Origin of the sequence: Ponticaulis profundi, from assembly GCF_042659465.1 — a bacterium.
Lineage (GTDB): Bacteria > Pseudomonadota > Alphaproteobacteria > Caulobacterales > Hyphomonadaceae > Ponticaulis > Ponticaulis profundi.
This window is the reverse complement of the sequence record NZ_JBHSSW010000001.1, coordinates 145,851-159,056: the sequence shown is the minus strand read 5'-3', so window position 1 is coordinate 159,056 and position 13,206 is coordinate 145,851. Positions and strand designations below refer to the sequence as shown.

The following is a 13,206-nucleotide window of genomic DNA, read 5'->3' as shown; positions in this document are numbered from 1 at the left end:
AGTATCATTATCGCTTCGGCGTTTCGTCTCGCTGGTCCCAGTCTTTCAGGAACTTCTTGAAGTCTGATGATGGCTTCTCGGGCAGCATGATCTGCAGCTCAATATAGAGATCACCGGGCTTGTCCTTCACCTGAACACCAAGTCCGCGCATGCGCAGAACGCCGCCGGAATTCGCGCCGGATGGCACGGATAGAGACTTGCGCCCCATCGGCGTTTCGACCTGCACTTTGGCACCTTCGACCGCTTCGACGATGGAGATCGGCAGTTTTGTCCGCAGGTCATTGCCATCGCGTGTGAATTTCGGGTGCTTCTTGATCCGCACTTCCAGAAGCGCATCGCCGGGAGGTGCACCGCCAACGCCTGGATGGCCCTGACTGCGCAGGCGCAGTTTCTGTCCGGTTTCGACACCTGCCGGAATGTTCACATCCAGCACTTTGCCATCGGTCATGGCAAGGCGGCGCTTTGCGCCGGTGACCGCATCCATAAAGTCGACATCGACAACATATTTCGCATCCTGACCGCGCGCGGACTGCCGACGTCGCTGACCACCAGCGGCGCCGCCTCCGAACAGGCCGGAAAACAGGTCTTCAAACCCGTCAACGCCCGGCTCGCCGCGTCCCTGACCAAAGCCATGATGGCCGCTGCGAAAGCCGCCACCACCGCCGCCGAACGGGTTGCCGCCACCACCTCCAAAAGGATTTCCGTGGAACTGTGCCCGTTCCTGACCTTCTTCGTCGATTTCGCCGCGATCATATCGCGCTTTCTTGTCCGGATCAGACAGCAGATTGAACGCAGCCGTCGCACGCTTGAAGGTCTCCTCTGCTTCAGGATCGTTCGGGCGTACGTCGGGATGGTTTTCCTTGGCCAGCTTGCGATAGGCCTTTTTGATAGCGGCAGCATCTGCGCCTTTCGAGAGGCCAAGCGCCGCGTAGGGGTCCCAACTCACTAGTATGATATCCTTAGTTTTTACTCAGGGTATTTCTCTTACATCACAAGTAGGTGAGGTCTATCGCTATTTCAAATACACGAACGTGTTGAATCAGCCTTGTTCACGCCTTTATTTGCAAGTATTGACCGATCCCATTCGTGTTGCCGCGGCTGCTGAACCCGACAGCACGAAAGGAATGGGCCATGCCCTTCACAAAAAGAGACCGCGCCTGGAGACGGGCGCAGAAGCAGCGCCATGATGATCATCATGGTCCGAGAACCCGTGGCTTTCGCTATGGCGATCCCTGTCCGAAGCGTTGGTATGAGGTGTATTACCGACGCAACAAGCTTGCGCGCGCCCGTCAGATCGGGCTGATCTGGCCATATGCAGAATGGAAAGCCCTCATGACGGACACAACGACGCTGAACCTGTTGTTCATCTGCTCGCACAATAAGTGGCGCAGTCCGACCGCCGAAAAGCTGTTTGCCGATCTGGAGGGCGTGTTCACCCGATCTGCCGGAACGGCGCGATCAGCCCGGCATCAGGTCAGCCTGAACGACATTCGCTGGGCCGACATGATCTTTGTCATGGAAGACAAGCACGCCAATCGGCTGAAAGCGGACTTCCGTCAGGAGGTCGCTTACAAGCCGCTGCATGTTCTGGATATTCCGGATGACTTCGCTTTCATGGATGTGAAACTGATCGAGGAGCTCAAGCTGAGTGTCCTGCCTTTGCTGGACCGTGCCTGAGCAAGGCTTCAATAGTCAGCCTGACTGCCGAGCACCTCGACCGAGTCGGCAATGCGCCGAATGGCCAGCTCATAGGCTGCCTTGCGCAGATGCGTATCTTCCTTCGCAAGGTCGGAAACGGCTTTCGCAGCGATACGCATCTGTTTCTCAAGGCGTGAGGTGACCTCTTCTTCCGGCCAGTAGTCGCCTGCGCGATTCTGCAGCCATTCATACCAGGAGACGATCACCCCGCCAGCATTGGCGAGAACGTCCGGAATGACCACAACGCCCATATCCTCCAGTGCGTCATCGGCTTCCGGCTCGACCGGACCATTGGCGACTTCAAGAATGGCTCGGGCTTTCACTTCGCTGACATTGTCACGCGTGATGACCCCGCCCAGAGCGGCAGGCACGAAGAGATCGGTTTCAAGCGTCACGATGGCATTGCGATCGGTTGTCTCTGCGCCGTCGAAATCCTTCACCGAACCGGTCTTCGATTTGTGTTCGGCGAGCGCATCCGCATCGAGACCTTCAGGATTGCTGACGGTCGCCCTGGAATCCGATGCCGCGACCAGCACCATGCCGCGGTCGCACAAATCCTTTGCGATCTCGGCGCCTGCATTGCCGAAACCCTGTACGGTAAAGCTCGCGCCTTTCAGGCTGAAGGGAAGCCTGTCTTCCAGTGTATCGAGGCAGATGGCTGCGCCTTTGCCGGTTGCCGCATTGCGCCCTTTCGATCCGAAAAAGGCCAGCGGCTTGCCGGTGATGACATCCGGGCGCTGACCATCGATCAGGTGAAAATACTCATCCGCCATCCAGGCGATGGGCTGGCCGCCTGTCGCGACATCCGGCGCTGGAATATCGCGTTCCGGACCGATCATGCCTGAGAATGCACGGATATATCCACGCGAGAGGGCTTCCAGTTCGCGTCGGCTCAGCTCGCTCGCATCAATCTGCGCGCCGCCCTTTGCGCCGCCAAACGGCACATCTGCAATCGCTGTCTTGATGGTCATCCAGAAGCCAAGGGTCATGACTTCATCCATGGTGACGGATTTGTGGAACCGAATACCGCCCTTTGTCGGGCCACGCAGCCGGTTATAGCGGCAGCGCCAGGCTTTCACGAGCAGAAGCGAGCCATCATCACGCCGGACCGGAATGGTCGCCGAAAGTGTTTCGGCCGGATATTTCAGACGCAAATGCGCCTCTTTGAAATTGCCCTGCTCTTCACATACGGTTTCCAGACGCGTCAGCGCATCGCTCAGCATTTGTCCCATGAAATACCTTTCCTTTCTGACAGAATTGAACCCGGCGTGGCTCATCCTGTTCCAGATAGTTCGGTTCACATCCCTGTCAGCTTTTGCGCTTCCTGCCGCGACGTTACCGATTGCGGGAGTGGACTACAGTGAATACCGTCCGGCAAAAATTGAGGGGAGCTCCATGTACTGGGAAAGCAAACGCCGCGCCGACAATCCGAATGTGTTTGACCTTGAACTGACGGAAGAGGCCTGTGTCGGGCCGGCGGACTACCAGTATCTGATGGGCGGGGTCAGCCTTGGCGCTGGCATGTATGCCATGGAGCAGGTCACAGGCCGACCGATGATCTGGGCGAGCGTTCAGTTCGTTTCCAATTCACCTGTGGGCGCAAGCTGCACCGTGACGACAGAAGTTCTCGCCTCTGGCCGACGCGCCATTCAGGCCCGCGCCGTGATTGCGGAAGGTGACCGACCGATCCACTATATCTATGGAGCGCTTGGCACGCGCGAGACAGAAAACCCGCAATCCTATCTCAAAATGCCAGTCGTTCCGGGTCCGGAACAAAGCGAGCCAAAGCCGCTCATGGGTGACAAGCCACGCAATAATCTGCTGTCGCGACTGGAAATGCGCACAGCGCGCGCCGACCACGCCGAAGGCAAGGAATATATCTGGTTTCGTAGCAAGGATGGGCTGACGATGTCGCCGCAATGGCTCGCCATTGTCGCCGATTTCATGCCCGCCGGACACCCGGCCTCCTCCATGAGCCGGAGCCTCGACAACACGCTGCGCCTGCACAAGCTGGTGGAGAGCGAATGGGTGCTTGGCGAGGTCCAGCTCTTTGAAGCCCGCAATGGATATTTCCACGGAGACATTCGCATGTTTGCCGAGGATGGCACCTTGCTCGCGACGGGCGGCCAGACCGGCATTACGCTCGCTTAAGCCGCAGAAAAGGTCGAAAGAGCGGGAATGCCGTCACCAAATACAGGTGATAGCTGACAGACGCGCGCGCGATGAACGGCGGGAGAAAAGCCGTCTGCCGCCTGCATGGCAACGCTATAAACCCACATACTTTCAGAGACTTCTTCTGATCTCACAAGGGTCTCGCCGGAAAGGATCTCCACCCGGAAACGCAGCTCATCTTCCAGCAGCGGGACATCCGGCGTGTCCCAGCGGTCCGCCGAATGACGCGCGCGCCGGGTCCAGCTCAGTGTGAGATCGCCGGACACACCCTCAGTCGCGCGCAGATGACCGGGGCGTAGCGGAGACCGCGCACGGCCTGAAGCAGTCGCCTCAAACACCAGAGGTTCAGCCTCTGCTGTCTGCCCTGCGACATGCCAGTTCAGCACCTGTCCGACTTCATGGTCTGCAAGCTCAGCACGCACGGGTGATGCATCAAGCATGACGATGCGTGCGCCTGTTTCAGCGCCCAGCGCACTCAGATCTTCTGTGCCATAAAGCCCGGTCAGCAAGCCGGAGAGTTCCCATGTATCAGATGTGCACAGCTCAGCCGTCTTGAACGCACCAACCATCCAGCCGCCACTTGTTTCGATTGCGAAATGGTTCGCTCCCGCGAGCATGGAGGCTCCCGTCACCGAGGACAGATCGCCCTGCGGGAAACGCACCAGCAGGCGCGCGCCCGGCCGGAACCGGTCACCGGGACCCGCCGGAAAATCGTCTAGCAAAGACCCCATTTTGGCCGACTTAACGATCTCCGCGCGCGTGGTCCGCATGGTTGCGTCAGCGCCCGCCGCAACGCTCAATGCGCCCGGCCATGGCCTTGCGAACGCCGCGATCACGGGACGGACATCATCTTCTCCGCCCGGCAGGCTCGGCAAGTTGATCAGAACACCGTCCGGCCTTGGGGCGTGTGCGGGAGGCGGATTGCCGGTTGAAACCTCTGAACTTCCGCCAAACACGTCGCGAACTGGCTCCAGCGCGGCGCGAAGGTGATGACCTCGCTCAAGCGCCGCAATTCGAAGCGGCGCTGCCTCACCGTCCAGAAGCAGAAGATCGCCCACTTCAACGGCCTGATATTGCGGCGAAAGGTCAATCTCGCGCGTATGCGCCCCGGTCTGAAGTCGAACCATCAAATGACCGGCAAGGCGCGCAGCACTATCGGCGTCCAGCGCGAAAGGCAGCTGGATATGCGTATCGCGATCGCCTTCCTGCACGCCGATATGCACGCTCGCTGGCTGATAGTCCGCAGACGGGTCGAGCACGCTGAGACGGAGCCCCCGGACGGCATGCTCTGTCACGTTTCGCGTAAAGCGCTGCGCTGAGCTCCTGCTGTCTGCCAGAACGAGGTCCTGTTCAGGAATGGAAATGGCGGCCTGATCTCCGCCATTTGCGAATACCAGCCCGGTTTCACTCTGCCGGCACCGCAGATCAAAGGCATAGACGAGTGGCTCGATTGCCTCTCGCACCGTCTGAATACCGTAAATGGCATACCCCGGCAGGCTGGCGATTGCGGCAGACAAATCGGCAGGCACGTCAGCGGCTGCGAGCAATTCAGCCAACACATCCGACAGACCGGATCGCGCCGTTCGCCCATTCAACCAGTGACCCAGCGTCCAGTTCTCTCCATCCGACCAGACATCGGAGCGCACGGGAAATGCCGGATAGGGACGCGCGTCAAATGCCCAGACGGATAAGCCGTCATCCGGAACCATCGCCCCGCCATAGACCGCCGATACCGGATTTTCGAGCGACGTAACCGACCAGTGCTGGCAGAGCGCGCGCAGCGCTGCTGCCTGTATGTCGTCATCCCGTGTGCCGTCGGAAAAGGGTGGAAAGCCGCTTTCCGCACTTTTCGGATCATGAAAAACATTCGGCGCGTTGGTGCCTTTATCGACAGCTCCGCAGCCGATTTCGATCAGACGAACCGGCTTGGATTGCGGCGTCCACTCCGTCGAAACAGGCTGACGCGTTCCGCCCGGACGTTCATGGTGGGCATTTTGCCACCAGCCGCGAAGATCCTTGACGCGAAACATCCAGTCTTCGCCATGGGCGCTGTCTGTGATCGGCGTTCGTGTTTGCGCCAGCCGGTCGGCATCACTGGCATAATACCAGTCATACCCTTCCCCGCCCGCAACATTGGCGGCCAGATAATTCTGATCATAAATGGACGACCAGAGCGCGCCATCCAGATGGTCCCCATCCCGCCAGTCGGAAAGCGGCGCATACCAGTCAATGCCAACAAAATCGATATTCTGATCGGACCAGAGCGCATCCAGCGGAAAGCGCACATCGCCTGTTCCATCATCTGGATGGTAAGCGCCGTATTCTGTCCAGTCGGCCGCATAGCTGATCTCCGCAGCCGACCCGAGCACAGCGCGCACCTCACCCGCCAGCGCTTTGAGTTCTTCAACGGCCGGAAACGCGCCCGTGTCATCGCGCACCCGTGTCAGGCGCACAAGTTCAGAGCCGAGCAGAAAACGCGCCGCCACGCCGGACGCCTTTGCCAGCATGGCAAGATGCAGAACGAAGCGACGATAACTCCACGCATCTGGTCCCGTATAGGTCACAGCGTCACCGTTCAGGGTAAAATCGCTTGCACTGGCCCTGCCGAAAAAGCTTTCGACCTGGGCCCGCGCCGCCGATGTCTTGTCACCGCTGAGCGCTGGAAAACAGGTGATCCGCCCGCGCCATGGAAAAACCGCCTGCTCGGCCTCTCCATAAGGATCGGGCAGACCATTGCCCGGCGGAATGTCCATCAGAAGGAAAGGCGACACCGTCACTGCAAGGCCGCGCGCTGCCAGTTCACGCATCAGCGCGATGACCGATGCATCGTCCGGTGTCCCGCCATAATAAGGGCGCCCGGCTTCGTCCCGGCTGATCAGATGAGCGCTCTCGCGCGTCTGCCCGCCTGCTTTCCAGTCACGCGGCAGATTGATCTGATCACGGGTCTCCACACCCGGCCGGACCTCGCAATGCCCACATCGAAGATCCGTGCCAAACCAGGCAAGCGTCAGATTTACCGACGATACATGGGGCAATTCTGCCTGTAGCTGATCAAGCGCCTGCACGACATCGACCTTACCGGAGCCGGAATGCCGGTTCAGCGTTTCCTCCCAGCCCGGATATTCAATCCGCCGGACGAGTTCAGGGCTGTAGACCCATTCGCCGCTTGCCGGGATGAGATTGACGCTTTTGATGAGATCGCGAAGTGCTGGCCCTTCGGAGGATTGCACGGGGCGAACCACCTCAAAGGACAATTGCGGCAAGCGCGCGCCATAGGCATCGAGTGGAAAATCCTCGAACACGATATAGGCGAGCCCGCGATAAGCAGGCGCGCTGCCCTCCACGGCTTCGATCAGCGGATCTGACCATTGCGTTTCACTGCCGTGATAGAGCCGGTAATTGAGACCCGCGAGCGAGATCAGCTCACCATTGGCCCAGATGCGATCAATACCGGTGATTTCACCTTCACACAGGCCAACGGCAAAGCTGACCGAATAGCTGTATTCCCTGACGCTCGGGCCGCCTTTCCCGCCGGTCTGGTGCGTCGACTTTCGCTCCTTCAGATGGGTGGCCCAGATGACTTGGCCACCCATGCGCATCCGGCCAAAGACCTGCGCCATGTCAGCCCCTTCCCGGCTTTCCAGAAGGGTCAGACCATCGCGGCGCGAGCCCTGCGCGACCGGGCCAGCAAGCGCCTGATCGACGGCGCGGCCTGCCAGACCGCCAAGCGTCGAACCGATCGAACGCCCGGCCATTTCGAACCCGAGAACGGAAAGGCCCTCAGGCAGAAGCTGCGCCCCAAGGCGCGCGCCGACTTCAGCGAAAACAAGCTGTGCCATTTAATCCTCGTGCGAGATGTCAGGAAATTCGAAAACGGCGGCAATCCGCCTGCGCCACCAGGGCACCAGCCGGGTTTCGCAGACCGATCGCCCCCAATAGGCGTGAATAATGGTGTCTTGCCCGCTCATAATGGCGGCGTGTTTGGCGGGTGTGCCGAGCCCCATTCGAAACAGGATCAGATCGCCCGATCGCGCATCGCCAATTGCCTGCTCGGTCATATGACGCCGGGCGGCCTCCAAAAGCGTGTCCTGACCGAGCGCTTCTGCCCAGTCGGGCGTATAGGGTGGCGGCGCTTCAGGTTCAGCCTGATAGACCGCGCGCCAGATGCCGCGCACCAGCCCCAGACAATCCGTCCCTGCGCCCTTTACGCTCGCCTGGTGGCGATAAGGCGTTCCGATCCAGCTGCGCGCTTCCCTGAGGATCTGTTCCTGCAAGATCATGTCTCAATCCCTCGCGATCCACCGTCCCGGTGATCGCCTGGACCGGAAATCACGGCGTCATTGCCGGGCATGTGCGGGAAGCCTCTGAAATTGGCGCTGTTGGAGAAGACATCGCGGCAGGTCGAGAAGCGCTTGTCGCATGTCGATTGCGGTGCGTTTTCCACATCCACGCCGCAACGTCCGTCGCCAAAACCTGCATCACAGCGTCGCCCGTAAATCCGGCCAATTGTCCGCTCAAGCATGGCTTTGTTCGATGCGAGCCGCACGGAGAATGCGCCGCCCTGCTCTTCAATCTCGCTCAGAAACCCAGACCACAGCCACTGGCCAAAAGCCGGTGCCAGCCAGTCGACCCGAAAGATCGAAACCCGTGCGCCATCCCAAACGCCAGCGCGCAAATCGGCTGCCAGAAGCCCGTCTGCCTGCAAAGCGCCAGACAGGTCCAGAGGTTCAGGCGCCAGGGTCAGCGTCTGGCGCAGAGTTGAGCTTTCAAGCGCGAGGCCCGGCTCATATGTCTCGGAACGATAGACAACCGACCGGTCATGATCGGTTGCACGAACGGTTTTCCCGCCATCCGCCGTGACCAGCTTCCAGCAGGTGCAGAGCGTGGTGACGCCGGTCAGGCGCTCTGCAGGGATCGCGTTCATATCGCCACCTCGCGGATTTCCACCAGTCCCAGCTGAACGAGCTGAAAACCGCCGGGTCCCGGGCGGGCAAGCTCAAGCCGGTCCTGTTCAAAGCGAACGGGCGTGTCATAGGCAAAGCCTGCCGTGATCGCTGCCCCATGACCCGGCGCGGTCTCAAAGGTGACGAGACCGGTTGCATCATCCAGCGTAAAGCCATCTGTTTCCGTGCCCGCGATTGCGACCCGCATGGTGCTGGCCACCGGCCGGGTGATCGGGCGCGGGACATCTGCTCCATCATCGATCACCAGCTGAAACGCGCGGGTCACGCCATCGCCTGTCGCAATGGCCTGATCGAAGGGCGTGATGTCGCTGCCCGGCGTTCCGGTCTGAAAGCCAAAAGGATCACGAAACCGAAAGCCCTGATGTGCACCGCGCCGGGCGTTGAAGAAATGCGTCAGGCTTTGCAATGCCTCGGCCGTCAGAACGACGCCCGCAAGATGCCAGCGCCGAAGCGGACCGGACCAGAGCGCATTTCGCACTTCTGCTCCGCTGGCGAGCGAGACAATCTCGCTCTTCCAGCCTGGCCCGCCGCTTGTCTGAAATCCAATGGGCGGATCAAAACGGAGGTTAACGACCGCGCTCAAGAGAAGCGTCCTCCGGACAACACCGCCTGAGACAGCGCCGCTGCAATCTGCCCCTGAGCGGACACAAGGCTCGCGCCATCACTGCCCTGCGGCACATTCACGTGAACGGCGATGGGCGCGGCCTGGCCGGCAACGCCGGTCAGACCCGAAAAGACCTGATCCAGCACAGCATTCGCGCCGAGCCGGGCAAGGTCTGCCAGCATGGCGGTGATCAGGTTTTCAAAATCGATCTGACCCGTCCGTGTGGCGCGGGAAATCGCGCTCTCGATGCGTTCACTGGCGGCTTCAAAAGCCTCAGCCATGGCATCAGCGGTGCGCGGCACGGTCACGGACGCCAGAAGGTCGAGCTCCTGTTCAAAGTCGAAAACGTCGTCAAACGCCCCTGAAAGGTCAAAGGCGGCGGATGTCTGGTCTCTGTCAGCCATGATCTAATCCTTGTCCGGAAATCGGGAGAGGAGCGCAGAGAGGTCTGCGCGTCCGAACCCGGTGTTTTTTGTTTTCAGCGTGAGCGCCTGCCATTCGCGCAGGCTGAGCTGCCAGAATGCCTGCGGGCTGAGCCCCATGCGCAAGGCTGCCTGCAGCATGAGCGGCCAGGGTGTCCGAGCATCATGTTTCATCGAAGTTTGCGCCTCTGAAACAGGCGAGAATAGCCGCCATGGCATCCTTCGGATGGATGCAATGTGTTTCGATCTCACCTGCGAGATTCCTCTCGCCACCTCCACGCAGGAGGGCTTTGAGAAGCTTCATCAGGTCGCGCGCCGAAACCGACTTCAGACGCAGCGACAGGTCTTTCAGCGTGTCACAGCCAAGCGCAGCCTCGATCTCTGCAAGCGCGCCAAGCGTCAGGCACAGCTTTCTCATCTCGCCATCAATCATGATGGCGGCTTCACCGCGTTGCGGGTTCATATCCTGTCCTTTCCGTTGATCAGAGGTCGGTGACGCTCACTTCGCCTGCGCTTTCCAGTGTGATGGAAAAGGTCGCTTCGCCGTCAAAGTCTCCGCCATAGGTGAGCTGCGAGATCTGAAACGGTCCTGCAAAACGCGCAAAGTCCGGCACGATGAGTTGCCAATCCGCGTGAAGGCGCTGCAGAAACACATCGCGCATACGCTTGTCGCAGGCGTCATCGCGAAACACGCCGGAGCCGGTGACTTTTACCGTTTTCACGCCGGCACCTGAGAGCAATTCCCGCCATCCTCCGGCACTTCCGGTATGCGTGGCGTCGACCAGTCCGGCATTCAGAGAGATGGTTTTCGCACGAATGCCTGCCACAGTCAGAAACGCGCCAGGATTTGCCTCATCTTCGAGCTTGATCAGCACATTTTGGCCTGCTTGCGTTGCCATTTTTTATCCTTACTTTTCAATGCAGTATAAATTAATCAGGTTTTTTGTCGTTTTTTCTGGAACGGCCGGGAACAACCTTTCTGCTCAGGCGTATTGTGAGGGTCCGAAGGATTTTGCCCGAGATCCGGACACACAAAGCGCCGTCGGGGTTCTTTCCCCCCAGCAATCACCCCGACGGTCGCGCCCCCCTCTCTCAGACATTCGAAACCGCTTCGCTGAGCACACGCAGACGCAAGAGCCCGCGAAAGCTCGTCTGATCTGACTGCAGGAAGACATCGCTATAGACGGCGTGGCAAAGCACGACATGCAGCCCTTCCGGGGCCAGCACAGCCGTTCGCAGCGTTTCCTCAACCAGATGCAGCAGACGGATTGCCTCTGCCCGACCGCCCGCACGGGAAAACACCTCCAGTGACAATCGATGCTCAGCCGGGCCGTCATGCGCACGCGCGTCCGCTCGAAACTCATGCCGGATGAAACGCAGGAATGGGATAGCCGAACGCGTCTGATCGGCTGAAACAATCCGCACCGGCGTTCCAAACGCAGACTGGATCGGCTCAGAGCTGGAGAGCACGCGCGAGAGCTCTGTTTCCAGCAGAATTTGTGCGCTCATATCCGCACCTCCCGCCAGGGCTGGAGCCATTCGTCCAGCTCGGTTGTCAGAGCCTCATGAGCGCGCCAGTCCCGGCTGCCCTGATGCTCAACACCGAAAGCAACGATCCGCTTCACCGCATGGACAAGATCCTCTGGAACCGTCTCAGCCGCACCAAAGCCCGCCACCCAGTCGATTTCGATCCACTGATGGACGGAGTGCGGCCATGGCCATGCGAGGCCGGACTGCGGTTTCAGCTGAGGTGAGAGCCCCGGCGTCAGCTGAAACTGATCCGTGATCAACGTCGCTTCCACACCGTCCGTCAGCCGCACCGCCGTAAGGCCTTGCGCCGGACGGCGGGGCAGCCGCATCACGCCCTGCTCCAGAACGCCAATTGGCCAGTCCTGAAGTGTCAGGCGCAGGCTTTGCGTGACCAGAGCGAGGCCGGTTTCGGTTTCCACGCGCGCCCGTGCAGCAGCGATCAGCTGCCCAATCAGCGCGTCATCATGGTCTGACCCGACACGTGCAAATGCCTTCGCGTCGGCAAGACTCAAGGGTTCACCGCTGGGCGGTGTCAGGGTTGTTATGTGCATTTTCTGTTACCCGGATTTTTCAGTTTGCTCGAACGCAGAACCGCGCTCGAGCAGAGCTATGATGCCGAGAATTTCATCAGCTTGATCGCGTCGAAATTCTGAACGCCGCCCCCCACACGCTTGGTCGTGTATAAGAGGACATAGGGCTTGGCAGAGTATGGATCACGCAGCACGCGGGCGCCCTGGCGATCTACGATCAGATAGCCCTTGCGGAAGTCCCCAAACGCAATCGGCGTCGCATTGGCCGCCATGTTGGGCATGTCTTCAATCTCTGTGATCGGGAAACCCAGCAGGCTGGATGCCTCTCCGCCCAGACCCGGCGCAAAGATATAGCGGCCATCGCCATCCTTCACCTTGCGCAGAGCTGCCAGCACGCGGCGGTTCATCACAAAGCGCGCATTGCTGCGGAAACCCGGCTTCAGAGCATAAATCAGATCGAGCAGACGCTCGACATCCTCACCGCTGGCAAAAGCGCCTGCGGCACCGGAAGCGACATACCCGATCTTGTTCCAGAGATGGCTCGGCTCAGCGACCTGATCATAGTCCAGAAAACCACGCGGCTGGCTCGTTCCCGTCCCAGACACAAAGGCGGCATTTTCCTGCGTCGAGAAGGCATCCTGCACCTCGTCCGCCAGCCATTCATCAATGTCGACATACGCGTCGTCCAGAAGGGCCTGCGTTGCAGCGGGCATGGCGTAAAGTTCCGCCGCCGGGAAATCGAGCAATGACAGGGTTGGCGCTGTGGTTTCCGTTCGCGCGCCCTCTTCCGCCGCCCATGCGGCAGACGCACCAAGGCTCACCGGCTTTTTGAACGTACCGGCACTTGTCTGGCGCACGGTTGCGATCTGGCGCATCGGACTTGCTGACAAAAGCCGTGCCTCAATCAGGCGGTCGAGTTGAGGCGGCGCAACATAGCCGCCTTCACTCTCATCGCCCTGATTGAGCGATTTCATGTCGAGCCGGGAAACACCGCGTTCATCACCGGAGCGGAGATACGCACTCCAGCCTTTCGGTGCAGGCTCGGCTTCGTCACCGATAAAAGGCGCGGCTGCCGACATGGTGAGCCGGTCGAGCGCGCTCTTGGTTTCAGACAGGGACGCATCAATCCGGCTGACTTTTTCATCGAGAAGCACGTCAGCTGTTTTCGCTTCAATCGCGGAAAGGCGCGCATCGTTTGCCGCCTTGAAGGCTTCAAACTCGGCAAGGAGTTGTGTTTCCAGTGCGCTTGTTTGCGGGGTTTGTTTGGTCTGCATGTGTGTTCTCCT

15 protein-coding genes are annotated in these 13,206 nt (G+C 59.9%); 2 read left to right on the top strand and 13 right to left on the bottom strand.

Annotated features, from left to right (window positions below; all coding sequences use genetic code 11):
• Window positions 1-7 precede the first annotated feature (7 nt).
• On the bottom strand, window positions 8-946 hold the full coding sequence (locus ACFQDM_RS00790) for a DnaJ C-terminal domain-containing protein (RefSeq protein ID WP_377374183.1): 939 nt from the start codon (window positions 944-946) through the stop codon (window positions 8-10).
• 185 nt (window positions 947-1,131) lie between these two features.
• On the opposite strand from ACFQDM_RS00790, the gene ACFQDM_RS00785 reads away from it, so the two are divergent.
• A complete protein-coding gene (locus ACFQDM_RS00785) occupies window positions 1,132-1,677 on the top strand; it encodes a low molecular weight protein tyrosine phosphatase family protein (RefSeq protein WP_377374180.1) in 546 nt (181 codons plus the stop codon).
• 8 nt (window positions 1,678-1,685) lie between these two features.
• Here the strand turns inward: ACFQDM_RS00785 and ACFQDM_RS00780 are convergent, their stop codons facing one another.
• Window positions 1,686-2,930, bottom strand: coding sequence for a Glu/Leu/Phe/Val family dehydrogenase (locus tag ACFQDM_RS00780; protein WP_377374178.1), 1,245 nt, complete (start codon window positions 2,928-2,930; stop codon window positions 1,686-1,688).
• Here ACFQDM_RS00780 and ACFQDM_RS00775 point away from each other — a divergent pair.
• A complete protein-coding gene (locus ACFQDM_RS00775) occupies window positions 2,929-3,849 on the top strand; it encodes a thioesterase family protein (RefSeq protein ID WP_377374176.1) in 921 nt (306 codons plus the stop codon). The two genes, ACFQDM_RS00780 and ACFQDM_RS00775, sit on opposite strands and share 2 nt — an antisense overlap.
• Here the strand turns inward: ACFQDM_RS00775 and ACFQDM_RS00770 are convergent.
• From ACFQDM_RS00770 to ACFQDM_RS00720, 11 genes are all read right to left on the bottom strand, one after another.
• Complete coding sequence (locus ACFQDM_RS00770; RefSeq protein WP_377374174.1) at window positions 3,846-7,709, bottom strand: baseplate multidomain protein megatron; 3,864 nt, start codon at window positions 7,707-7,709, stop codon at window positions 3,846-3,848. The two genes, ACFQDM_RS00775 and ACFQDM_RS00770, sit on opposite strands and share 4 nt — an antisense overlap.
• Window positions 7,710-8,150 carry an NlpC/P60 family protein gene (locus ACFQDM_RS00765; RefSeq protein ID WP_377374171.1) on the bottom strand — a complete coding sequence of 147 codons (441 nt, stop codon included), beginning with the start codon at window positions 8,148-8,150 and terminating at the stop codon, window positions 7,710-7,712.
• The gene (locus ACFQDM_RS00760) at window positions 8,147-8,794 is read right to left on the bottom strand and encodes a DUF2163 domain-containing protein (RefSeq protein WP_377374168.1); all 648 of its coding nucleotides are present in this window, start codon (window positions 8,792-8,794) and stop codon (window positions 8,147-8,149) included. Before ACFQDM_RS00760 ends, ACFQDM_RS00765 begins: the two co-directional genes overlap by 4 nt.
• Window positions 8,791-9,417: a phage distal tail protein, Rcc01695 family gene (locus ACFQDM_RS00755; protein WP_377374166.1), complete on the bottom strand. Its 627-nt coding sequence runs from the start codon at window positions 9,415-9,417 to the stop codon at window positions 8,791-8,793. The genes ACFQDM_RS00760 and ACFQDM_RS00755 overlap by 4 nt, the downstream gene beginning before the upstream one ends.
• A complete protein-coding gene (locus ACFQDM_RS00750; protein WP_377374163.1) occupies window positions 9,414-9,842 on the bottom strand; it encodes a phage tail tape measure C-terminal domain-containing protein in 429 nt (142 codons plus the stop codon). The genes ACFQDM_RS00755 and ACFQDM_RS00750 overlap by 4 nt, the downstream gene beginning before the upstream one ends.
• A 3-nt stretch (window positions 9,843-9,845) precedes the next feature.
• The gene (locus ACFQDM_RS00745; RefSeq protein ID WP_377374161.1) at window positions 9,846-10,034 is read right to left on the bottom strand and encodes a phage tail assembly chaperone; all 189 of its coding nucleotides are present in this window, start codon (window positions 10,032-10,034) and stop codon (window positions 9,846-9,848) included.
• A complete protein-coding gene (locus ACFQDM_RS00740; RefSeq protein ID WP_377374158.1) occupies window positions 10,024-10,323 on the bottom strand; it encodes a gene transfer agent family protein in 300 nt (99 codons plus the stop codon). The genes ACFQDM_RS00745 and ACFQDM_RS00740 overlap by 11 nt, the downstream gene beginning before the upstream one ends.
• Window positions 10,324-10,342: 19 nt before the next feature.
• Window positions 10,343-10,759, bottom strand: coding sequence for a phage major tail protein, TP901-1 family (locus tag ACFQDM_RS00735; RefSeq protein ID WP_377374155.1), 417 nt, complete (start codon window positions 10,757-10,759; stop codon window positions 10,343-10,345).
• A 193-nt stretch (window positions 10,760-10,952) separates the two neighbouring features.
• On the bottom strand, window positions 10,953-11,369 hold the full coding sequence (locus ACFQDM_RS00730; protein ID WP_377374152.1) for a DUF3168 domain-containing protein: 417 nt from the start codon (window positions 11,367-11,369) through the stop codon (window positions 10,953-10,955).
• Window positions 11,366-11,941, bottom strand: coding sequence for a head-tail connector protein (locus ACFQDM_RS00725; protein WP_377374150.1), 576 nt, complete (start codon window positions 11,939-11,941; stop codon window positions 11,366-11,368). Before ACFQDM_RS00725 ends, ACFQDM_RS00730 begins: the two co-directional genes overlap by 4 nt.
• Before the next feature lie 56 nt (window positions 11,942-11,997).
• Window positions 11,998-13,194, bottom strand: coding sequence for a phage major capsid protein (locus ACFQDM_RS00720; RefSeq protein WP_377374148.1), 1,197 nt, complete (start codon window positions 13,192-13,194; stop codon window positions 11,998-12,000).
• Between the last annotated feature and the right edge of the window lie 12 nt (window positions 13,195-13,206).

Coding starts and splice junctions, on each gene's coding strand:
- ACFQDM_RS00785 (WP_377374180.1), top strand. CDS start 1,132: ATGCCCTTCACAAAAAGAGACCGCGCCTGGAGACGGGCGCAGAAGCAG.
- ACFQDM_RS00775 (WP_377374176.1), top strand. CDS start 2,929: ATGAAATACCTTTCCTTTCTGACAGAATTGAACCCGGCGTGGCTCATC.
- ACFQDM_RS00780 (WP_377374178.1), bottom strand. CDS start 2,930: ATGGGACAAATGCTGAGCGATGCGCTGACGCGTCTGGAAACCGTATGT.
- ACFQDM_RS00770 (WP_377374174.1), bottom strand. CDS start 7,709: ATGGCACAGCTTGTTTTCGCTGAAGTCGGCGCGCGCCTTGGGGCGCAG.
- ACFQDM_RS00765 (WP_377374171.1), bottom strand. CDS start 8,150: ATGATCTTGCAGGAACAGATCCTCAGGGAAGCGCGCAGCTGGATCGGA.
- ACFQDM_RS00760 (WP_377374168.1), bottom strand. CDS start 8,794: ATGAACGCGATCCCTGCAGAGCGCCTGACCGGCGTCACCACGCTCTGC.
- ACFQDM_RS00750 (WP_377374163.1), bottom strand. CDS start 9,842: ATGGCTGACAGAGACCAGACATCCGCCGCCTTTGACCTTTCAGGGGCG.
- ACFQDM_RS00745 (WP_377374161.1), bottom strand. CDS start 10,034: ATGAAACATGATGCTCGGACACCCTGGCCGCTCATGCTGCAGGCAGCC.
- ACFQDM_RS00740 (WP_377374158.1), bottom strand. CDS start 10,323: ATGAACCCGCAACGCGGTGAAGCCGCCATCATGATTGATGGCGAGATG.
- ACFQDM_RS00735 (WP_377374155.1), bottom strand. CDS start 10,759: ATGGCAACGCAAGCAGGCCAAAATGTGCTGATCAAGCTCGAAGATGAG.
- ACFQDM_RS00730 (WP_377374152.1), bottom strand. CDS start 11,369: ATGAGCGCACAAATTCTGCTGGAAACAGAGCTCTCGCGCGTGCTCTCC.
- ACFQDM_RS00725 (WP_377374150.1), bottom strand. CDS start 11,941: ATGCACATAACAACCCTGACACCGCCCAGCGGTGAACCCTTGAGTCTT.
- ACFQDM_RS00720 (WP_377374148.1), bottom strand. CDS start 13,194: ATGCAGACCAAACAAACCCCGCAAACAAGCGCACTGGAAACACAACTC.